The organism is Thioalkalivibrio sp. ALJ7, from assembly GCF_000376865.1.
Classification (GTDB): domain Bacteria; phylum Pseudomonadota; class Gammaproteobacteria; order Ectothiorhodospirales; family Ectothiorhodospiraceae; genus Thioalkalivibrio.
In genome coordinates this window covers 855,609-876,287 of the sequence record NZ_AQXQ01000012.1, presented here as the reverse complement: position 1 = coordinate 876,287, position 20,679 = coordinate 855,609, and the positions used below count along the sequence as shown (strand labels likewise).

The window sequence follows — 20,679 nt, the reverse complement described above, 5'->3', positions numbered from 1 at the left end:
GCACCAATATGGGGCGTTTTCGTTTTGAGGCGGTCGGTAGTGGGCCGGTTTCTTTAGTGCGGTCCCCTGCTTCGGCGCTTCGCCAGACGATTCGTCCTTGGCGCGATTCCTGCTTGAGGCCCTTTAATGAACACGTCCTCCGCTAATCTCGACCCGACCACGCCTCCGTGGTGGGACGATCTCTCCACGGCCGTCCTGGTCACGGATGCGGACCTTTGCCTACTCAGCATGAACAGTGCTGCGGAGGTTCTGCTCGGGCTCAGCCGCGAGCGCATCATCGGGCACCCGCTGGGGCAGTGGCTCAAGCTGGACCGAAACTTGTCCTCGCGCCTGCGCTCGGCATTGACTCTGGATCAGCCCATCACCTTGCGCGCCCGTCAGATGGAGCCCCTGCGCGCCGATCGTTTTCTAGCCGATGTGATCATTACGCCGTTGCACGGCGGCATCAGTGAACGGCCGGGTCAGCTCTTGTTCGAGCTCAATGCGATCGACCGGCACGAGCGCATCAGCCGCGAGGAACAGTTGCAGAAGCAGCAAGCCATTACGCGCGCGGTGACCCGCGGTCTGGCCCACGAGATCAAGAACCCGCTGGGTGGGTTGCGCGGCGCGGCGCAGTTACTCGCAAGCGAGCTGGATGACTCGGGCCTCAAGGAATACACCCAGATCATCATCCGCGAGGCCGACCGCTTGCGCAGTCTGGTCGATCGCATGCTGGGGCCGAACAATCTTCCCCGACGCGAGGCGGTCAATCTGCACGAGGTGTTGGAGCACGTGCGGGGCCTGGTTAGCGTGCAGCTGCCGCTGGGATTGAAGATCCGCGGCCACTATGACCCCAGCATTCCGGATGTGCAGGCGGACCGCGACATGCTGGTGCAGGCGATCCTGAATCTGGTGCAGAACGCAGTGCATGCATTGGAGGACGGGGGAGAAATCACCCTGCGGTCGAGCATCCTGCGTCAATACACGATCTCCGGGAAACGTCACCGCCTGGTGGCCAAGCTCAGTGTCTGCGACAACGGCCCGGGCATCCCCGAGGACATCCGCGAGCGCATCTTCTTTCCGATGGTCACCGGGCGCGCGGCCGGTACCGGACTGGGATTGCCGATCGCCCAGAGTCTGATCCAGCTGCATGACGGACTGATCGAGTGCCGCTCGCGGCCCGGTGCGACCTCGTTCGACATTCTTCTTCCGATCGACTCCCCGAAGGCCCAGGAGGGCACAGGCTGATGGATCCGACTGTCTGGATCATCGACGACGACGACTCGATTCGCTGGGTGCTGGAGCGCGCCCTGCAGCGTCAGGACATCGCGGTCCGTGGTTTCGAGACTGCGGATGCCGCCTGGGCGGCTCTGGACCACGACCCGATGCCGGATACCATTGTGGCGGATATCCGCATGCCGGGGCTGAACGGTCTGGATTTCCTCGCACGCATGCAGACCCGTCCGGATCCGCCGCCGGTCATCATCATGACCGCCTTCTCCGATCTGGAAAGTGCGGTTGGGGCCTATCAGACCGGGGCCTTCGAATACCTCCCCAAGCCGTTCGATGTGGACGAGGCCGTGGCCCTGGTGCAGCGCGCACTGGAGGCGCGGCGCGCCGGGCAGGAGAATGGCGCCAGCGGACCCGAGATCGAGGAAACCCCGATCATCGGTGAAGCGCCGGCGATGCAGGAGATGTTCCGCGCCATCGGTCGGCTATCACGCAGCAACATTACCGTGTTGATCAACGGCGAATCCGGTACTGGCAAGGAGCTCGTCGCGCGGGCCCTGCACCAGCACAGCCCGCGTGCCGATCAGCCGTTGATTGCCCTGAACACGGCGGCCATCCCCAAGGATCTTTTGGAGAGTGAACTCTTTGGGCACGAACGCGGGGCGTTCACTGGGGCCAACCAGAGCCGCAAGGGACGCTTCGAACAGGCCGATGGCGGCACGCTGTTTCTCGACGAGATCGGCGACATGCCCTTCGACCTCCAGACTCGGCTCCTGCGCGTCCTGTCCGACGGGACCTTTTATCGAGTCGGTGGGCACACGCCACTCCGGGTGGATGTTCGCATTATCGCCGCGACCCATCAGGACCTCGAGGAACGGGTACGTGCCGGGCTATTCCGCGAGGACTTGTTCCACCGCCTGAACGTAATCCGAATCCATGTGCCCTCGCTGCGTGAGCGCCCGGAGGATATCCCGCTATTGGTGCAGCACTTTATGGCCGAGGTCGCGCAGGAGCTGGGGGTGGAGTCCAAGACCATGCGGCCCGAGGTCGTCGCGGAACTGCAGCGTCTGCCCTGGCCAGGCAATGTCCGTCAGTTGGAGAACACCTGCCGTTGGTTAACGGTTATGGCGTCCGGTCGTGAGGTCCACCTGGACGATCTGCCCGCCGAGCTGCATCACGAAACCGAGACCCGCGCTGACTCGGGCAGTGCCCCGGCCAGCGTTGCCGCCGGGCCGAGGGACTGGACGGCGGAGCTGGCCCAGGTCGCGCGCCAGCACTGGCAGCGCGGCGACCACGACCTGCTCGGCTCGGTCCTGCCACAACTTGAGCGTACCGTGATCCGCGAGGCCCTGAACGCCACCGGCGGTCATCGCCAGCAGGCGGCGGCCCTGCTCGGCTGGGGGCGCAACACCCTGACCCGCAAGATCCACGAACTCGGCCTTGATGACCACTAGGTTGATTTCACCACGAAGCACACGAAGGCACGAAGAAGGGCCAGGTCAAAAACGTTTGCACCACAGAGCGCACAGAGGACACAGAGAAAAACAAACCATCTTCTAGAGCCAGGATGTGTTCCGCGAAGAGGAACACATCGACGTTGTGCCGGTACGTGACGTCAAAGTGATTCGCTACAGCTCATCGGCAGTTTGCGCACTTTGAGGCCATTCTCGGTTTTCTCCGTGTCCTCCGTGATCTCTGTGGTTAACCCGCCCTTGCCCTTCTTCGTGCCTTCGTGTGCTTCGTGGTGAAAAAGGCCTTCAGGTGGTGGGGTCCTGCGGCGCGGGTGGGGCGCAGGCGGAGATGGCACCGTTCAGTTCGAGGGTGCCGGTCAGGTCGCGTACGTGGGTGTAGCCGTGGCGGTCCATGTAATCGCTGATGCCGTGCAGGATCTTGGGCAGACATAACGCGTCGTAGAAAAGTCCCGTCCCTACACCCACGGTGCTGGCGCCGGCGATCAGGAATTCCAGGGCATCGGTCGCGTTCATGACGCCGCCCTGCCCGATGATCGGCACGTTGTGCGGGGCGGCGACCTGGTAGACCTGCTGCACCTTCAAAAGCGCGATCGGCTTGATCGCGGGACCCGATAGTCCACCCTGGTTGTTGCCGATCACGGCGCGGCGGTTCTCCACATCCACCGCCATCCCCATCAGCGTGTTGATTACCGCGAAGGCATCGGTGCCTGCTTCGATACAGCGCCGCGCATTCTCCGCGATGTCGGTCTGGTTCGGGGACAGCTTGGTGATGATGGGCTTGGACGTCACCGCGCGGCAGGCCTCGACCACCCGTGCGGACATGTCGGGGTCGTTGCCGAAGGCGACTCCGCCTTCCTTCACATTGGGGCAGGAGATGTTGATCTCGATAGCATCAATCGGCGAGTCGTCGAAGCGCCGGGTCACCTCGATGTATTCCTCAATGGTGGAACCGGACACATTGGCGAAGAACCGGGTCTCTTCGAAATCCAGCTGCGGCAGGGTCTGGTCCACCACGTGATCAACGCCCGGGTTCTGCAGGCCGATCGCGTTGAGCATGCCGTCCGGGGTTTCGTAGACCCGGTGCGGTGCGTTCCCCAGCCGGGCCTGACCGGTCGTGCCCTTCAGGCAGATGGCGCCGGCGTCACGGTTGGAGAAACCGGCCACCCGTGTGTACTCCTCGCCGAAGCCGACGCAGCCGGACAGCAGCACCAGCGGCGTGTTCAAATGCAGACCGCAGAACTCCAGGGCCAGCCGCGGATCGGTGCGCGAATCACTCATGCTTCACATCGTCCTTTATGAACCGGAAATCCCGCCGAACACGGGTAATATTATTCGTCTGGCGGCCAACACCGGGGCGGCGCTGCATCTGATCCATCCGCTCGGTTTCGAGCTGGACAGCGCGCGGGCGCGCCGCGCCGGGCTCGACTATCACGAGCTGGCCCGGGTGCAAGAGTATGACAGCCTCGAACAGTGGCGGGAATCGGTACGGCCCCGGCGGGTCTTCGCAATCACCACGCGTGGGCAGGTGCGCTTTGATGCCCCGTCCTTCCGCGATGGCGATGCCCTGTTGTTCGGGCCGGAGACCCGCGGCTTGCCGGACGCCGTGCTGGCTGGGCTCCCGCAGGAACAGTGCCTGCGCCTGCCCATGCGCGAGGGCAGCCGGAGCCTGAACCTTTCCAACGCGGTGGCCGTCGTGGTCTACGAGGCCTGGCGCCAGCAAGGGTTTCCGGGCGGGGCCTGACCCGTCCCGGGCACGCCTTGCAGGATTGTTCTATCCTCGGAAGAAAGCCCTGTCTCTCGCCGTCTCTCATTGGAACGGCCCGATACCCCGCACGAGGTTCATTCCATGTTCTCCGTCCTTCGCTCGTTCTGCCTGATTGCTGCCACGACCCTCATCGCCGCCCCGCTGCCCGCGGATGAGCCCACCGGTTCCGACAACTGGTGGTGGGACGACGACTGGTGGGAAGACGGCCAGATGTATTCCGACCTGGAAAACCACGACGTTGCGGTCGACGAGCTCGAGTACGAACGGGACGGGATCGGCATCCCGGCCATGGTCGCGCGTCCGGCAGATGGCGAGTCCTATCCGGCGATCCTGTGGGTGCATGGTCGTCGCGGGCTGGACGACTTGGCCCGGCTGCACGTAAAGCGCCTGGCGGCCCGCGGGTTCGTGGTGCTGGCGCCCGACCTCTACACCGGTCGTTTTCTCGACTCGCATCCGTTAGACCACGACTACGAGCTGGAAGGCGATCTGAACAGCGGGCTCGATGTCCTGCTGGCGCGTGACGACATCGTCGGTGAGCGCGCTTGCCTGGTCTCGATCACCCGCGGCGGCTACAAGGCCCTGAAGGTGGCCGTGACGTTCGAGCGTCAGGTCGAGGACGTCGCCTGCAAGGCCGGTTATTACCCGCACCTGCAGGACCCCAACCTGGGCGAGCCGCACCAGGTGTATCGCTACGCCAGCGAGGTGAACCAGCTCGAGATCCCGATGATGGTCTTGATCGGTGACGAGGAGCAGTACCAGCGTCATCGCACCGCGCGCATGGCGGCCGATGGGCTGGAAAGCCGCGGCGGCGAGGTTCATTGGATCGAATATCCCGGGGTGGGGCGTGGCTTCGACTTCCGCAATGGCAACAACCGTACCTTCGCGGATGACCTGGCTTCCCGTGACGCAATGATCCGAGTCACACGTTTCGTCAATAAGAACCTGCGCGACTGAATCCTTCCACCGCCTCTCCCTCTGCGAACGCGCCGCCGCCATCGACTCTCTGGATGGATGGCGGCGCCAGATCGAGCGCTTCGGTGTAATTAATAAGCCTTTGATAATACGATTAAATGCTTCCGTGCGAAGGGTGCGGAATTTGCTATCTTCGGGCTTTACGTCATCGAGCTGCCCCGGTCGTTGCGCGGCCGGTTCACGGTTTGTACGCACAAATGTCGCAATAGGAGGATGAAGATGGCCAAGGTTCTGATCGCACAGGGTGGAGGCCCGACGGCGGTAATCAATCAATCCATGGTGGGTGCGGTCCTTGAGGCTCGTAAGTTCACTGACGTCGATTTGGTGTACGGGGCCTTTCATGGGGTCCGCGGGATCATCGACGAGGAGTTCCTGGATCTGACCCAGGAGACCACCCACAACCTGGAGATGGTTGCACGGACGCCGTCGTCGGCACTGGGCTCCACGCGCGACAAGCCGGACCTGGACTACTGCAAGGAGATCTTCAAGGTTCTCAAGGCCCACGAGATCACCTACTTCTTCTACATCGGAGGGAACGATTCCTCCGACACGGTGCGGATCGTGAGCGAGGAGGCCCGCAAGGCCAACTATCCGATGCGCTGCGTGCATATTCCGAAGACCATCGACAACGACCTGGTCGAGAATGACCATACGCCGGGCTTTCCGTCGGCGGCGCGTTTCGTGGCCCAGTCGTTCATTGGGGCCAACCTGGACAATTACGCCCTGCCGGGTATTTATCTGGCCGTGGTCATGGGGCGTCATGCGGGGTTCCTGACCGCGGCCTCCGCCCTTGGCAAAAAATTCCCGGACGATGGTCCCCACCTGATCTACGTGCCGGAGCGCGTGTTTGAGGTGGATCGCTTCCTGCAGGATGTGAAGGCGACCATGGACCGCTACGGCCGTTGCGTGATTGCGGTCAGTGAAGGCATCCACGATGCTAATGACGAACCCATCGCGACCAAGCTGGCCAAGGATGTCGAGAAGGACGCGCACGGCAATGTGCAGCTCTCGGGTACCGGTGCCCTGGCCGACATGCTGTGTGGCGAGATCCGCGACAAGCTCGGCGTGAAACGCGTGCGCGGGGATACCTTCGGTTATCTGCAGCGGGCGTTCATTGGCTGCGTCTCGGACGTCGACCAGCGCGAGGCCCGTGAGGTGGGCGAGAAGGCCGTGCAGTTCGCGATGTGGGAAGGCCGGGACGGCTCGGTGGCGATCAAGCGCACCGGCTTTTACTCGGTGGACTACGAATACGTCCCATTGGAGGCCGTGGCGGGCAAGACCAAGGTGATGCCGGACGAGTTTATCGATGCCTCTGGCACCGATGTTACCGATGCCTTCCGCATGTACCTGCGGCCTCTGCTGGGTTCCGGTATGCCGGATGCCTACCGTCTGCGACAGAACAAGGTGACCAAGGTGTTGGGTCGCTAGCGCAGTAAAGGCAGGAGACGGGTCGCCTGGTACGGCTGACCCTGTAACGCAGTACCCGTAACGCAACAGGCCCGCCCGGCTTTCCGGGCGGGCCTGATTGCTTCCAGGGCGGCGCCTTTCAGCGTCCCCCGGCGTGGGTTTAGCCCAGGGCCTTGAAGATCTGGTCGCGGATGTCTTCCACCGACCCCGTGCCCTTGATATGCACGCATTTCGGCGCTGCGGCGTCACCGCTTTCCGACCACTTGGCGTAGAAGTCCACCAGCGGCTGGGTTTGGCTATGGTATGCCTCGAGGCGCTTGCGCACCGTTTCCTCGTTGTCGTCCTCGCGCTGGATCAGGTCCTCGCCGGTGACATCGTCCTTGCCCTCGACCTTGGGCGGATTGAATTCGACGTGATAGGTGCGCCCCGAGCCCGGGTGCACTCGCCGCCCGCTCATCCGTCGGATCACTTCTTCGTCCGGTACGTCCACTTCCACGACAAAGTCGAGCGGTACGTCCTGATCCTTCAGGGCCTCGGCCTGCGGGATGGTGCGCGGGAAGCCGTCGAACAGGAAGCCGGTATCGCAGCAGTCGGGCTGCTCCACTCGTTCCTTGACCAGGCCCAGGATCAAGTCATCGGAGACCAGGCCGCCGGCATCCATGACCTCTTTGGCCTTGAGGCCAAGTGGGGTGCCCGCCTTGACTGCGGCGCGCAACATGTCACCGGTGGAGATCTGCGGGATGTTGTACTTTTCGCAGATGTACTGGGCTTGCGTGCCCTTGCCGGCGCCGGGCGCCCCCAACAAAATCAATCGCATGCTCTCGCTCCTATGAGGAGTGGATGGGTGTGCTATGGTCGCGGCAGGCACTCCTGAGCCGCGCAAGTTACAGTACAGGTATTGTGGTTGTAGGTACAACCCTGCCCTGTGTGCCCGGAGCTGCACCGCCCGCAAGGAGCAAATGACCGTTATGCAAACCGGCCCCCGCGAGATCACCACGCCGTTTCGGCCCATCCCCCTGGATATCCCGGAGGGCATGAAGCCCAACGAGTTCTTCAACAGTACAGAGAACCTCGCCGACCTGGTCAATAACAACGGCCTGCTGGTCAACCCCGAGAACCTGCTGCTCTATCGCAAGGCGTTGGGGCACAGCAACGAGTTCGACTGCTCCATCATCTACAACACCTCGCAGACCATCCTCGACCCGATGGGCCGCCCGGTGCGGCGGACCCAGGTTCCGGAGCCGGTACGGCATGTCTGGAACCGCATGAACGGGGTGATCATCGAGTACATGCTGGAGCAGTACCCGGACCCGGCCGAGGCCCTGGTGCTGGCGGGGGAGGCGAGTCTCGACGCGACCTGGCCGCTGACCGCACCAGGCGTACCCAGCATCCGCATGTTGCACAACCACTTCATGGTGTTCCCGATGGCGACACTGGCCGACGCACCGCTGGCGGATACGGCCAATCCCAACCTGACCGATGGTGGCCAGCACAGCCTGTTTCAGGCCTACATGCGCGATGTCTATCGCGAGTTCTTTACCCGGGCGCTGGATCTGCGCATCCTCCGCCCGGCGTCGGATCACGAAGCGCGCCTGGGTCTGACCGGCTATCCGCATGGCCTGCCAAGCTGGGAGATCCAGGGTGGGGTCGACGCATTGAAGGACATCCGCTTCTGGCGTGAATACGATGCGGTCCTGCAGGGCTTTCTCGATTTCTACCGCACGTTTTTCTCTCAGGTCTCCACGCGCAACGCGCCGATGCCCGAGGGCGTACATTTCCCTGACGCTGTGGAGGAAGTGCTCCTGTTCAACAACGACTTCCTGAAGACCGCGAAGAAGGTGCGTGACCGCTGCTTTACCGATGCCAAGTACGCCCATGCGATCCGTTGGCAGCCGGCCTTCAAGCAACTTATCTATCGCAACGATGAGGGCCGCCTGATCGTCACGATCAGCCAGAACTCGATCGGCAATGCGATCACCGAGCTATTGGGCGTGGTGGTAAACCGGGAGCCGGACGCCGAGGCCTACGAGCGGGTCGAGCCGGCCCTGGTCGAGAAGTTGCTGGAGGTACGCCGTCGCCTGATCGAGGTGGACCTGGGTGAAGGGATCGCCACCGACCACTGGTCGGCCGCCTGAAGGCGGTGCGAGGTTGGTAACGAGGGGCGAATGAATTCGCCCCTCGCAAGGTTTCAGCCGACTGACTGGTAATAGATGTTTTGCGGATGATTCGCCTGCGCGAAGAAGAACCACCGTTCCGCGACCAATCCCAGATACTGGATCACGAAGGCGGCGATGAGGACGCCGACGGGGTCGATACGCGTCACGAGGACGATGGCCAGCAGCAGAGCCGGGATCACGAATGCCCCGAGCAGGAAGATCCACTTCATGGCTCGCAGGAACGCCGCCGACATGTGGTGGAAGAACTCCCGGGTGTTGAACGACCCGCCCATAAAGCCCTGGGACTTCTGCTGGATCCTCGGATGCTTCACGCCGATCGCGGTTTGTACGGTGGATTTGGCCTTGATGCGCGAGTTGCGTACGAGCGACGCGACCCGGGTGGCCAGTCCCAGCAGGGTCAGAACGACCGCTATGGTTGCCGTGAACGTCACCAGGGGTACGCCGGCCCAGGCCGAATAGGCGGCCGCCAGGGTGAATCCGGAGGCGGCGCCGAGAACCGTGTAGTTGACCACGGTCAGTGGCGAGTGCCACTCCTGCAGGAACTTGATGCAGGCGTAGATCATCGCCGTGGTGACATACAGCACGACCGCGAGTAGTGCCCCGAGGGACCCAAGCAGCATGGTGGCCAGGATCGGGTATTCACCCGGCAGTGTGCCGAGGGCCGGGTTGACCCCGAACCAGTGGGCGGCCCCATACAGGAACACGAGGCCCATGAATGCGGGCAGCACAATCACCTCGCGCGATAGCCAAGAGGTGCGCCACTTGGTGGCCGTGCGCCAGGCACGTTCCGGACGCCCCAGGTGGAAGAACGAGGCGACCAGGCCGAGCACCAGGAATACCAGGGCGAGTACGGACCCCAGCGCCAGGAATTCGGAACTGGGGGCCGGCAGCACCCCCAGCAGGCCCAGGGCCTCGGCACCAAACAGCGCCAGGAACAGGCCCTGGCCGGCCCCGATCAGGGTGGTGAGGAAAATAACCGAGAAGGCAGGATGCATAGTCTGTTCGTCCCTGATTACCAGCTGGTGACGTCGTCGAGAGAGGGTTCTTCCTGTCCGGGCTTGGGTAGCTGGCTGTCAATCTTGAGCGGATTGTCAGCGCGTTCCACCTCGTCCTCGCGGATCGTGAGTTGGGTCTTGCGTCGCGGCAGGTAGTGATTGGCCGGCTTGCTGCCCCATTCGGGCATCAGTTGGTAGCCCCCCGCCTCGCGTATCGCCTTCGAGACCACCGACTCGGGGTCATGGATGTCGCCGTACAACCGCGCATTCGTCGGACAGGCGCGTACGCAGGCCGGCTTGCGGTCCCATTCCGGCAGCTCCTCGTTATAAATGCGGTCTACGCACAGCGTGCACTTGGTCATCACCTTGCTTTCGGCATCCACTTCGCGCACGCCGTAGGGGCAGGCCCAGGAGCAATACTTGCAGCCGATGCACTTGTCGTAGTCGACCAGCACGATACCGTCCGACTCGCGCTTGTAGGACGCCCCGGTCGGGCAGACGGGCACGCAGGGTGGTTCCTCGCAGTGCAGACAGGACTTGGGAAAGTGCACCGTCTCGGTGTTCGGGTACTCACCGACTTCGAAACTCTGCACTCGGTTGAAGAAGGTACCGGTCGGGTCCGCATCGTAGGGGTTCTGGTCGACCAGCGGGCCGGCATCGCCGGAGGTGTTCCATTCCTTGCAGCTGGTGACGCAGGCGTGGCAGCCCACGCATACGTTGAGATCGATGACGAGGGCGAGTTGGGTCATTTCTTGCCTCCTGGGGGAACACTGCACAATGTGCGCACTCGCGCTCGAGTCGCTTTTGCGTGCGAACAAGGCGCGGTGACTGCCGTGCAGTCACTCTGCATAAGGGAGCCGCAACGCCGTGCGCATGCCCGTTTCTGATAACGACGGGCGGCCGAGCCCCTGCTTTTCAATGGTTTGTGGGGTTGGTACCCCAGGTTCCCCGATCCTGCGTTGCGGCCCTTGCCGGTAGAACCACTACCGGCTGCGCACCGCGCCTTGTCTCGGAAACCCTGGGGTGCCAACGCGAGTGTGTACATTGTTCAGCGTTTCCCCAGGCCCGCAAAGAAGTTCACTACACGAGCCCGTGTGGATTGGCCGGGATAGGGTTTGAGGGACTTGAACTGGGGCGAAGTCTCCTTCGGCTCCCCTTCTTCGGCCTTGTAGATGCGAACGCGTACGTCGTACCAGGCGGCCTGGCCGGTCACCGGGTCGGAGTTGGAGATCGGGCCTTCATCGCCCGGGAGCTCCTCGGAGATCAGGTGATTCAGCAGGAAACCCTTGCGCGACTCGTTCGCTTTCGGCGTCAGGTTCCAGGCGCCTGCGGCCTTGCCGATCGCGTTCCAGGTCCAGACCGTGCCGGGCTCGACCGCTTCCGAGTACTTGGCCATACAGCGCACCCGGCCCCACTGACTTTCCACCCAGATCCAGTCTTCGTCGTGGATCCCGGCCGCCTTGGCGGTACGTGAATTGACGTACAGCACGTTGTGCGCGTGGATCTGACGCAGCCAGGCATTCTGGGAGTCCCAGGAGTGGTACATCGCCATCGGCCGTTGCGTGATCGCGGCTAGCGGGTAGGTGTGCTTGTTGGTGGACTGGTATTCCAGCGGGTCGTAGTAGAACGGTAGCGGGTCGAAGAAGGTCTCGACACGCTTGGCCAGGTGGGCCGGCGCCTTGCGCGAGGGGCCCTTGCCTTGGGCGGCGGCGCGGAACTTCATTAGCACCTCGGAGTAGAGGTGGATCAGGATCGGCTCGCCAAAGCGCGTGATGCGGTTGCGCTGAGACCACTCCAGATACCCCTTGTTCCAGTTGCGCATGTACTGGTAGCTGCGCGGCAGCTCGTACTGGAACACGCAGTTGTTCTGGGCGTACATCTCCCACTGGTTGGGGTTCGGTTCGCCGCGCAGGGACTTCTCCCCGCCCTTGCCGCGCCAGCCGGCCAGGAAGCCGATGCCGGAGCCCGGTTCGGTCTCGTAGTTGACGACGAAGTCGGGGTAGTCGCGGAACTTGCGTTCGCCCTTGTCGTTCACGAATGCCGGCAGCTTCAGGCGCGAGCCGAGTTCGATCAGCACCTCCTGGAACGGCTTGCACTCGCCCTTGGGCGGGACGACGGGAATGCGCACCGAGTCCACCGGCCCGTCGAACTCGGAGATCGGACGGTCCAGCATGGACATCACGTCGTGGCGCTCGAGATAAGTGGTGTCCGGCAGGATCAGGTCGGCGAACGCCGTCATCTCGGACTGGAAGGCATCCGCCACGACCAGGAACGGGATCTTGTATTCCCCGTTGTCGTCCTTGTCGTTCAGCATCTTGCGGACCTCTTCCGTATTCATGGTCGAGTTCCACGCCATGTTGGCCATGAAGATCAGCAGGGTGTCGATCGGGTAGGGATCCCCGCGCCAGGCGTTGGTGATCGCGTTGTGCATCATGCCGTGCACGGCCAACGGGTACTCCCAGGAGAAGGCCTTGTCGAGGCGCACGGGCTCGCCCTTGTCGTCCACGAACAGATCGTCCGGGCTGGCCGGCCAGCCGAGTACCATGCCGTCCAGCGGCTTGCCGGGCTGTACGCCTTCCGGCCCCTTCGGGGTGCGCGCACAGGGCGGAATCGGGCGTGGGAACGGGGCTTTGTGGCGGAAACCGCCAGGCCGGTCGATTGTGCCCAGCAGGGACATCAGGATCGATAGCGAGCGGATCGTGTGAAAGCCGTTCGAGTGCGCGGCCAGGCCGCGCATCGCGTGGAAGGAGACCGGGTTACCGGTCACCGACTCGTGTTCCTCGCCCCAGGAATCGGTCCAGGCGATCGGAAGTTCGATGCGCTGATCGCGAGCCGTTACACCCATTTCATGGGCCAGGCGGCGGATATCCTTGGCCGAGATGCCGGTGATCCGTTCGGCCCATTCGGGGGTGTATTCGGCGACCCGATCCTGCAACAGCTGGAACGAGGGTTTGGTGCGGGTGCCGTCTTGCAGGGTGAACTCACCCAGCAGGTACGGGTCGGCGCCTGGGGTATGGGTCGTTACCGGGCGGCCCGTCTTGCGGTCCCACCAGAGCTGGTTCTGTGCGTCGTAACAGCCTTCTTCCGGCGGTGCTTCCTCGCGCAGGAACATGCCGAAGGCATCGCTGTCCTCGTCCATGTTTACCAGCTGGCCGGCGTTGCTGTAGCGGACCAGGAAATCGCGGTCGTACAGCCCCTTGTTCATGATCTCGTGGATCAGAGCCAGCAGCAGGGCGCCGTCGGTGCCCGGACGAATCGGGACCCATTCGTCGGCGATCGCAGAATAGCCCGTGCGCACCGGGTTGATGGAGATGAAGCGTCCGCCCTGGCGCTTGAATTTCGAGATCGCGACCTTCAGCGGGTTGGAGTGGTGATCCTCGGCGGTGCCGATCATCACGAACAGTTTGGAGCGTTCGAGATCGGGCCCACCGAACTCCCAGAACGAGCCACCGATGGTGTAGATCATGCCGGCGGCCATGTTGACCGAGCAGAAGCCGCCGTGGGCCGCGTAGTTGGGGGTGCCGAACTGCTTGGCGAACAGGCCGGTCAGCGCCTGCATCTGGTCGCGTCCGGTGAACAGGGCAAAGCGTTTCGGGTCGGTCTCGCGGATGTGGCCGAGGCGTTCGGAGAGGATTTCGAAGGTCTCCTCCCAGGAGATCGGCTCGAATTCGCCATCGCCGCGTTCGGCGCCCGCCTTGCGGCGCAGTGGCTGGGTCAGGCGTGCCGGCGAGTGCTGCTTCATGATGCCGGAGGCACCTTTCGCGCAGATCACGCCTTCGTTGATCGGGTGGTCGGGGTTGCCATCGATGTAGCGAACCTCCCCATCCCGCAAGTGCACCCGGATGCCGCAACGGCAGGCGCACATGTAACAAGTGGTGTTCTTGATTTCCTGCGAGGGGGTCTGTGCCATAAATCGTTAGCGCCTTAATGGTTTAGACAATCACGATATAATTGTTTCCCCCTGTCGCGTTCTCACAGGGTTGCCCCCACTATGCAGTTCCGGGGTGACCGACACAAGACACTTCGATCATCCCGATTGTGACGAGAGACGCGGGTAAATTAACGCGGCCATTCTTGATTAAAATAGGCAGATTTGCGGCATTAGGGTTCGGTAATGAAGCTCGAACGCCCTTTGCTCGCCGCGGATTGTCAGCAAGTAAAATCGACTCGTGCGTGAAGGCAGTCTTCAATTAGAATGTGATTAAATTACGGAAGCCAGCTGGTTGGTCATCGATCCCGAAAACGCGGGTCAACGCTCCTGTGGCGGTTCATGCAGTAGGCATCACAAATCAACCCGATCGACGACAAAAAGGTCTGCGAATCCTATGAAGGTATGTATTGTTTCCGACAGCCATGACCGCGGCCCTATGCTGGCGCGGGCGATCGAGGCCGGTATTGCCGAAGGGGCCGAGGTGGCGATCCACTGCGGTGACCTGATTGGCGGGAATACCCTGCGCGCCTCGCTGAAGCTCGGTATTCCGATCCACGCGGTGCATGGCAATAACCTGGGTGATCCGGTGGCGATCTCGCGCATTGCCCACCAGTCCGATGGCCTGCTGACCTACTACGGGCAGGATGCCTCGATCACCCTGGGCGGGCGGCGCATCTTTGTCACTCACTACCCTCACCATGCCCACGCGATGGCATGCACGGGTGACTACGATCTGGTCTGTTGCGGTCACAGTCACGAAACCGAGATCCGACAGCAGCCTCATGTCCAGAATGGCTCGACCTGGCTGGTAAATCCCGGGACGGTGGCGGGGCTCGGTGCGCCCGAGGCGACCTGGGCCATTGGCGACCTGGACAGCATGGCCTTCGAGATCCGGACTACGCCGGAAGAATCGAGTGTGGTCGCGGCTCGGATGTGAGCCCTTGGCGGACTTCACCCTGGGGCTGAGGCCCTGGAATGGTGCGCTCGTTAATTCGCGGGTCAGATTTTGGCTTGTCCGCAGACGCCAAGCAGTGCATCGTCTTAGGGACCTTCCCTGGATGGAGAGAGCACGATGACCGCAGAAAGCCCGCACAAGCCCCTGCCTTCCCACAAGGCCAACCTCGGAACCGGCCTGCAGCAGGTGACCGAAGAGGCGCCTCAGGTGACGATGGCCTCCTCGGCGCTTTGTGTGATGACCGATTTTCGCAAGGTTCCGGTCGCCACCATTGGGCCCGATGCGACGCTGGGTCAAGCGACCGAGGAGATGATCGCCAAGGGCGTCCGCTTGCTGGTTGTGGTCGACGAGTCGCGCGTCCGCGGCCTGATCACGGCGCGCGATACCCAGGGCGAGCGCCCGATCCAGATGGTGAACGAGCGGGGCATGAAGCATGAGGATCTCCGGGTCCGCGACCTGATGGCCCCCGTGGAGGATATTGACCTGCTCGACATGCATCGGGTGATGCGGGCCGACGTAGGTGACATCATCGCGACCCTGAAGAACTGGGGGCGACAGCACGCGCTGGTGGGTCAGACCAATCCGGAGACCGGGGAGACCTGCATTCGGGGGATATTCTCGGCGACTCAGATCGGCCGTCAGTTAGGGCTGGAGGTCCAGACCTTCGACGTTGCCCGGACCTTTGCGCAGATTCAGTCCGCGCTGACCAAGGCGTACTAACCAAAAAATTACCGCCAAGGCGGTCCGTTCCGGCCGGCCTTGGCGGTTTTTCGTTTGATCGGCGCCTTGGAGACGGGGCCGGCCCGTTCCGGGCTTAGCCCCTAACCGCCCTCTACTTCTGGTTGAGCTGCTGGTAGTAGTCCATCAGGATCTCCGCCACTTCGGGGCGGGAGAATTCCTGCGGGGGTGCCTCGCCACGGCCCAGCATCTCACGCACCTTGGTCCCGGACAGGAGGACAAAGTCTTCCTTGGCGTGGTCGGGCGCGTCGCACATCATCACGACCCGGTTGAGCTTCTTCGAGTAGGCCGTGTGGTCGGCGCGGAAGATCTCGATCTCCAGGGCGTCGTCCGGTACCTCGGTATCGAAGATGGTCTGGGCGTCGAATGGCCCGTAGTAATCCCCGACCCCGGCGTGATCACGCCCGATGATGAAATGCGTGGCTCCCATGTTCTGACGGAAGAGGGCGTGCAGAACCGCCTCCCGCGGGCCTGCGTAGAGCATGTCGAAGCCGTAACCGGTAATCATCACGGTGTTCGGCGGGAAGTAGATCTCGGCCATCTTGCGGATGGCGGCATCGCGCACCGGCGCCGGAATGTCGCCGGGCTTGAGCTTGCCCAGCAGCATGTGGATCACCACGCCGTCGGCCCCAATCTGCTCCATCGCCATGCGGCAGAGCTCTTCGTGGGCGCGGTGCATCGGGTTACGGGTCTGGAATGCCACCACCGTATTCCAGCCACGTTCCGCGATCTCGTTGCGGATCTCGACCGCAGTGCGGAAGGTATCCGGGAAGTCGTCCTGGAAATAGGAAAAGTGCAGGACCTGAATCGGCCCGGAGACGCAGATGCGGCCGGCGCTGTTGAAGGCGTCGACACCCGGGTGTTCGCGGTCGGTCGTGCCATAGACCTTCTGGGTCATGGTCTCCATTTGTTCCGGCGAGAACTCTTCGATCGCCTCGACGTCCTGGATGGCCAGGACCGGATTGCCCTCCATGTTGGGGTCGCGTAGGGCGACCCGCTTGGCTCCGCGGATGGCGTCGGCGTTCTCGATCAGGTTGACGACCGGCACCGGGAAGAACAGGCCGCTGGTGGTCCGCATGTTCTCGGCACAGCTCATGGCGTCGGCGACATTCATGAAGCCGGTCAGCGGGGTGAAATATCCCCCGCCCATCATCACCGCGTTGCCCGCGGCGGCCGAGCTGATCATCACCGAGGGGAGGTTTTCCGCCTCCTGCATCAGGGCGTGATGTTGTTCGGGGTCGTAGACAAACAGGGGCTTCAGGGTGTCTGCACCGTGTGGTTTGATCATGGGGCTTTTTCTCCTGCCGACGCTGGATGTGGGCGTAAGGGTTGGGCGGACATGGCCGCCTTTTGTTGTGTTTGTTTCGCAAGCAGCCACGCCGATCTAAAGGCCGGGCGTGTCGCTTCGCCGATCCAGAACGTAGCACAAGATAGTCCATAAAGCGCCGGGTTTTAGATCGGCCCATTTGACCCAACCGCAAGACCCCAGTCCCGGTTTTACCCCCGCTTCCGTGTTTCTCAACGCCTGTGCGGCCCCTTCGGTATTCTTCTGGCGGTCGCGAATTCTGGCAGGATGTGTTTTCTTGCAATCTCTAAACTCAACCCGAGCCCGCATGGTCGACGAAGGCCTAATATTCGGCGTTAATAATGTTCTAAATTAGCGAACCCATAAATAAGGATATCGCCCCATTCATTAATCTTATGTTGTGACAGGTAAGATTGATTTGAAGCGAAATTAGCTATGACACAGACTCGTTGTGCTAATTGGACACACCAAGGAGGCCAGACACCGTGATCACTACCAATCCCTTCGCCGAACTCGCCGCGGTCATTCCACCGTCCGCCATGCAAGTGTACGTCGTGCTCATGGTCGTCCTGGTGGCCGCCGGCACGATCTTCGACATGATGCACAAGAAGAGTGCCAAGTACTTTTTCGAAAACTCCAAAAAGGCCCAGCAGAACGCCACGCGCTCCGTGGACGGTGGCGAGAAATTCTCGCTGGCGCTGAAGACCATCGGTAAGGAAGTCATCACCGCCGGTGAATTCGACAACCCTCAGCGCCGTATCTCCCACCTGTTCATCATGTACGGCTTCCTGGTGTTCGTGATCACCTCGGCCATCCTGATCTTCGCCCAGCCGGCCGCGACCGCCGCTCCGGTTACGTCGCTGTTGTGGCATCTGGGTGCGCTGTCGCTGGCCTTTGGTGGTTACTGGTTCTGGTTCTTCATCCGCGTCGATGTCTCCGCAGAGGGGCGTCGCTGGTATCAGCTGGTGCGGGCCGACCTGTTCATCCTCTCGCTTCTGGGCATGGCCACCTTTGGCATCCTGTGGTCGCTGACCCAGGGTGGCGCACTCGGCTGGCTGTTCTTCGCCCTGTTCCTTGCGGCTACTACGACCCTGTTCGCATCGGTCTACTGGTCCAAGTTCGCGCACATGTTCTTCAAGCCCGCTGCGGCCTATCAGAAGCGTCTCACCAAGGCCGATGGTTCCGCCGAGAACCTGCCGACCCTCTCGCGCGACGATCCGGAGCAGCAAAAGCGTCACTCGATGGAACTGCTGCGTGACGCGCCGATGGAGATGGGGCTGGGTATCAAGCGCGAACCGCCGCACCACTACTAAGCCATTCACCCGAACATCAGCATCGAACGAGGACAACCATGCCAACTTTCGTATACATGACCCGTTGTGACGGCTGTGGCTACTGCGTGGATATCTGCCCGTCGGACATCATGCACATCGACGAGACCACGCGTCGCGCCTACAACATCGAGCCCAACATGTGCTGGGAGTGCTACTCCTGCGTGAAGGCCTGCCCGCAGCACGCCATCGACGTGCGTGGCTATGCCGACTTCGCGCCGCTGGGGCACAGCGTCCGCGTCCATCGCGACGAGGAGCGGGGCACCATCGCGTGGCGGATCAAGTTCCGCGATGGCCGCGAGAAGAATTTCCTGTCTCCCATTACGACCAAGCCCTGGGGCAAGCACATTCCACAATTGTCGGACGTGCCCGGCCCAGACAAGTCGATGCGGGACAGCCAGCTGCTGTTCAACGAGCCGAAGTACATCCGCATGGATGAGGGGGGCCTGCACACGCTGGAGGCCGCGGGTCTCAAACTGAAAGAAGGGGTGTATTACTGATGGCCTATAAGACAGTCGTCGAAGACAACATCGACATTCTCGTCTGTGGCGCCGGGTTGGGCGGCACGGGCGCAGCTTGGGAAGCCCGGTACTGGGGCCAGGACAAGCGAGTCGTGATTGCCGAAAAGGCCAACATCGACCGTTCCGGCGCCGTGGCCCAGGGCCTGTATGCGATCAATTGCTACATGGGCACCCGCTGGGGTGAGAACAACCCCGAGGACCATGTCCGCTACGCCCGCATCGACCTTATGGGCATGGTGCGCGAGGACCTGCTGTTCGACATGGCGCGCCACGTGGATTCCACGGTGCACCAGTTCGAAGAGTGGGGCCTGCCGCTGATGCGCGATCCCAAGACCGGCGCCTATCAGCGTGAAGGTCGCTGGCAGATCATGATCCACGGCGAATCCTACAAGCCGATCGTCGCCGAGGCCGCGAAAAAGTCTGCCGACAAGATCTACAACCGCATCTGTGTCACCCATCTGTTGATGGACGAATCCAAGGAAAACCGGGTGGCCGGTGCCGTCGGCTTCAACGTCCGCACGGGTGACTACCACGTATTCAAGTCGAAGTCGGTCGTGGTCGCCGCGGGCGGCGCATCGATGATCTTCAAGCCGCGTTCGGTGGGCGAAGGTGCGGGTCGCGTCTGGTACGCGCCGTGGTCTTCCGGCTCTGCCTATGGCCTGCTGATCAACGCCGGCGCCAAGATGACCCAGATGGAAAACCGCATCGTGCTGGCCCGTTTCAAGGACGGTTACGGCCCGGTCGGTGCCTACTTCCTGCACCTCAAGACCCGTACCCAGAACTGCGTCGGGGAAGAGTACGAGTCCAAGTGGTGGCCGCAGCTGCAGGAAATGGTCGGCAAGGAATACCTGGATCCGGAGCTGTCGCACGCGACCCATCGTCCGATCCCGACCTGCCTGCGCAACCACGCCTTCCTCAGCGAGGTGAACGCCGGCCGTGGCCCGATCCACATGATCACCATGGAGGCTTTCCAGGATCCACATCTAGAAGAGGTGGGCTGGGAGAACTTCCTCGGCATGACCGTCGGCCAGGCCGTCCTGTGGGCCGCGACCGACGTCGACCCCAAGAACGAGAACCCCGAGTTGACCACCTCCGAGCCCTACGTGATGGGTTCGCACGCCACCGGTTGCGGCGCGTGGTGCTCCGGCCCTGAAGATGTCTCCCCGCCCGAGTACTTCTGGGGTTACAACCGAATGACCAGCGTCGAAGGCTTGTTCGGTGCCGGCGATGCCGTGGGTGGTACGCCGCACGCGTTCTCCTCGGGCTCGTTCACCGAGGGCCGTCTGGCGGCGAAGGCCGCTTGCAAGTACATCGACGATGGCAAGGCCGACGGCATCCGGGTCTCCGACTCTCAGGTCAACAAGCTGAAGGACGAGATCTACAAGCCGCTCGAGCATTACAAGGTCTACCGCAACGAGGTCGTCGCGGGTTCGGTCAACCCGAACTACATCAACCCGCGCCAGGGTCTCGACCGTCTGCAAAAGATGATGGACGAGTACTGCGGTGGCGTGACGGTCAGCTACATGACCAACGAAAAGCTGCTCAATATCGGCCTGAAGAAGATGCATATCCTCGAAGAGGACCTGGAAAAGCTGGCCGCGGAGGATATCCACGAGCTGTTGCGTGCCTGGGAACTCAAGCACCGTTTCCGTACGGCCGAGAGCGTCTTCCATCACACGCTGTTCCGTAAGGAAACGCGTTGGCCGGGATACTACTATCGCGGTGACTACATGAAGCTCGACGACAAGAACTGGCACCACCTCACCGTATCCCGCCGTGATCCCAAGACCGGCGAGTACACCATGGAGAAGGCGCCGTGCTATCACCTTGTCGATACGGACGAAGCCCCCGCCAAGAAGGCCGAGAAGGAAGAGGCCTAGGGTGTTAACGTGACGGGGTC

General features: G+C 62.3%; 17 protein-coding genes. 11 read left to right on the top strand and 6 right to left on the bottom strand.

Features of this window, described 5'->3' with window-relative positions:
- Positions 1-126: 126 nt before the first annotated feature.
- Positions 127-1,227 (top strand): nitrogen regulation protein NR(II), encoded by a 1,101-nt coding sequence (gene glnL, locus D002_RS0112795; protein ID WP_026181719.1) that lies wholly within the window; start codon positions 127-129, stop codon positions 1,225-1,227.
- On the top strand, positions 1,227-2,663 hold the full coding sequence (gene ntrC / locus D002_RS0112790) for a nitrogen regulation protein NR(I) (RefSeq protein WP_018142325.1): 1,437 nt from the start codon (positions 1,227-1,229) through the stop codon (positions 2,661-2,663). Before glnL ends, ntrC begins: the two co-directional genes overlap by 1 nt.
- Before the next feature lie 303 nt (positions 2,664-2,966).
- On the opposite strand, the gene D002_RS0112785 is transcribed toward ntrC, so the two are convergent.
- Positions 2,967-3,959, bottom strand: a complete 993-nt coding sequence (locus D002_RS0112785; RefSeq protein WP_018142324.1) for a dihydroorotate dehydrogenase — start codon at positions 3,957-3,959, stop codon at positions 2,967-2,969.
- Here D002_RS0112785 and D002_RS0112780 point away from each other — a divergent pair.
- The 3 genes from D002_RS0112780 (at position 3,958) to D002_RS0112770 (ending at position 6,846) form a co-directional block, all read left to right on the top strand.
- Positions 3,958-4,422, top strand: coding sequence for a tRNA (cytidine(34)-2'-O)-methyltransferase (locus D002_RS0112780; RefSeq protein WP_018142323.1), 465 nt, complete (start codon positions 3,958-3,960; stop codon positions 4,420-4,422). The genes D002_RS0112785 and D002_RS0112780 overlap by 2 nt on opposite strands.
- Before the next feature lie 105 nt (positions 4,423-4,527).
- Positions 4,528-5,400, top strand: coding sequence for a dienelactone hydrolase family protein (locus D002_RS0112775; protein ID WP_018142322.1), 873 nt, complete (start codon positions 4,528-4,530; stop codon positions 5,398-5,400).
- Positions 5,401-5,637: 237 nt separating this feature from the next.
- Complete coding sequence (locus D002_RS0112770) at positions 5,638-6,846, top strand: 6-phosphofructokinase (protein ID WP_018142321.1); 1,209 nt, start codon at positions 5,638-5,640, stop codon at positions 6,844-6,846.
- Positions 6,847-6,985: 139 nt separating this feature from the next.
- On the opposite strand, the gene adk is transcribed toward D002_RS0112770, so the two are convergent.
- Positions 6,986-7,642: an adenylate kinase gene (adk, locus tag D002_RS0112765; RefSeq protein WP_018142320.1), complete on the bottom strand. Its 657-nt coding sequence runs from the start codon at positions 7,640-7,642 to the stop codon at positions 6,986-6,988.
- Positions 7,643-7,793: 151 nt separating this feature from the next.
- Between adk and D002_RS0112760 the strand changes: the two genes are divergently transcribed.
- Entirely contained in the window at positions 7,794-8,960 is a 1,167-nt protein-coding gene (locus tag D002_RS0112760) for a hypothetical protein (RefSeq protein ID WP_018142319.1), read from the top strand.
- A gap of 53 nt (positions 8,961-9,013) precedes the next feature.
- Here D002_RS0112760 and D002_RS0112755 read toward each other — a convergent pair whose 3' ends face one another.
- The 3 genes from D002_RS0112755 to D002_RS0112745 all read right to left on the bottom strand — a co-directional run bounded on the left by D002_RS0112755 (position 9,014) and on the right by D002_RS0112745 (position 13,907).
- A complete protein-coding gene (locus tag D002_RS0112755; protein ID WP_018142318.1) occupies positions 9,014-9,997 on the bottom strand; it encodes a DmsC/YnfH family molybdoenzyme membrane anchor subunit in 984 nt (327 codons plus the stop codon).
- A gap of 17 nt (positions 9,998-10,014) precedes the next feature.
- Complete coding sequence (locus tag D002_RS0112750) at positions 10,015-10,746, bottom strand: 4Fe-4S dicluster domain-containing protein (RefSeq protein WP_018142317.1); 732 nt, start codon at positions 10,744-10,746, stop codon at positions 10,015-10,017.
- 299 nt (positions 10,747-11,045) lie between these two features.
- Positions 11,046-13,907 (bottom strand): molybdopterin oxidoreductase family protein, encoded by a 2,862-nt coding sequence (locus D002_RS0112745; RefSeq protein ID WP_018142316.1) that lies wholly within the window; start codon positions 13,905-13,907, stop codon positions 11,046-11,048.
- A 415-nt stretch (positions 13,908-14,322) separates the two neighbouring features.
- Here D002_RS0112745 and D002_RS0112740 point away from each other — a divergent pair, with 415 nt between their 5' ends.
- Together D002_RS0112740 and D002_RS0112735 are read left to right on the top strand one after the other, a co-directional pair.
- Positions 14,323-14,865, top strand: coding sequence for a metallophosphoesterase family protein (locus D002_RS0112740; RefSeq protein WP_026181718.1), 543 nt, complete (start codon positions 14,323-14,325; stop codon positions 14,863-14,865).
- Between the two features lie 135 nt (positions 14,866-15,000).
- Positions 15,001-15,603: a CBS domain-containing protein gene (locus D002_RS0112735; RefSeq protein ID WP_018142314.1), complete on the top strand. Its 603-nt coding sequence runs from the start codon at positions 15,001-15,003 to the stop codon at positions 15,601-15,603.
- Between the two features lie 112 nt (positions 15,604-15,715).
- On the opposite strand, the gene sat is transcribed toward D002_RS0112735, so the two are convergent.
- Positions 15,716-16,909, bottom strand: coding sequence for a sulfate adenylyltransferase (gene sat / locus D002_RS0112730; protein ID WP_018142313.1), 1,194 nt, complete (start codon positions 16,907-16,909; stop codon positions 15,716-15,718).
- Between the two features lie 557 nt (positions 16,910-17,466).
- On the opposite strand from sat, the gene D002_RS0112725 reads away from it, so the two are divergent.
- From D002_RS0112725 to aprA, 3 genes are read left to right on the top strand one after another with little or no spacing between them, the layout of a single operon-like run.
- Entirely contained in the window at positions 17,467-18,240 is a 774-nt protein-coding gene (locus D002_RS0112725) for a hypothetical protein (protein ID WP_026181717.1), read from the top strand.
- Between the two features lie 38 nt (positions 18,241-18,278).
- Positions 18,279-18,758: an adenylyl-sulfate reductase subunit beta gene (gene aprB, locus D002_RS0112720; RefSeq protein WP_018142311.1), complete on the top strand. Its 480-nt coding sequence runs from the start codon at positions 18,279-18,281 to the stop codon at positions 18,756-18,758.
- Positions 18,758-20,659, top strand: a complete 1,902-nt coding sequence (aprA, locus tag D002_RS0112715) for an adenylyl-sulfate reductase subunit alpha (RefSeq protein WP_018142310.1) — start codon at positions 18,758-18,760, stop codon at positions 20,657-20,659. Before aprB ends, aprA begins: the two co-directional genes overlap by 1 nt.
- Positions 20,660-20,679: the final 20 nt, after the last annotated feature.

Bases quoted from the DNA above. Each gene is read 5' to 3' on its own strand.
- D002_RS0112775 (WP_018142322.1), top strand. From the start codon at position 4,528: ATGTTCTCCGTCCTTCGCTCGTTCTGCCTGATTGCTGCCACGACCCTC.
- adk (WP_018142320.1), bottom strand. From the start codon at position 7,642: ATGCGATTGATTTTGTTGGGGGCGCCCGGCGCCGGCAAGGGCACGCAA.
- aprB (WP_018142311.1), top strand. From the start codon at position 18,279: ATGCCAACTTTCGTATACATGACCCGTTGTGACGGCTGTGGCTACTGC.
- D002_RS0112760 (WP_018142319.1), top strand. From the start codon at position 7,794: ATGCAAACCGGCCCCCGCGAGATCACCACGCCGTTTCGGCCCATCCCC.
- D002_RS0112755 (WP_018142318.1), bottom strand. From the start codon at position 9,997: ATGCATCCTGCCTTCTCGGTTATTTTCCTCACCACCCTGATCGGGGCC.
- D002_RS0112785 (WP_018142324.1), bottom strand. From the start codon at position 3,959: ATGAGTGATTCGCGCACCGATCCGCGGCTGGCCCTGGAGTTCTGCGGT.
- D002_RS0112740 (WP_026181718.1), top strand. From the start codon at position 14,323: ATGAAGGTATGTATTGTTTCCGACAGCCATGACCGCGGCCCTATGCTG.
- aprA (WP_018142310.1), top strand. From the start codon at position 18,758: ATGGCCTATAAGACAGTCGTCGAAGACAACATCGACATTCTCGTCTGT.
- D002_RS0112725 (WP_026181717.1), top strand. From the start codon at position 17,467: ATGCAAGTGTACGTCGTGCTCATGGTCGTCCTGGTGGCCGCCGGCACG.
- D002_RS0112745 (WP_018142316.1), bottom strand. From the start codon at position 13,907: ATGGCACAGACCCCCTCGCAGGAAATCAAGAACACCACTTGTTACATG.
- D002_RS0112770 (WP_018142321.1), top strand. From the start codon at position 5,638: ATGGCCAAGGTTCTGATCGCACAGGGTGGAGGCCCGACGGCGGTAATC.
- ntrC (WP_018142325.1), top strand. From the start codon at position 1,227: ATGGATCCGACTGTCTGGATCATCGACGACGACGACTCGATTCGCTGG.
- D002_RS0112750 (WP_018142317.1), bottom strand. From the start codon at position 10,746: ATGACCCAACTCGCCCTCGTCATCGATCTCAACGTATGCGTGGGCTGC.
- D002_RS0112735 (WP_018142314.1), top strand. From the start codon at position 15,001: ATGACCGCAGAAAGCCCGCACAAGCCCCTGCCTTCCCACAAGGCCAAC.
- D002_RS0112780 (WP_018142323.1), top strand. From the start codon at position 3,958: ATGCTTCACATCGTCCTTTATGAACCGGAAATCCCGCCGAACACGGGT.
- sat (WP_018142313.1), bottom strand. From the start codon at position 16,909: ATGATCAAACCACACGGTGCAGACACCCTGAAGCCCCTGTTTGTCTAC.
- glnL (WP_026181719.1), top strand. From the start codon at position 127: ATGAACACGTCCTCCGCTAATCTCGACCCGACCACGCCTCCGTGGTGG.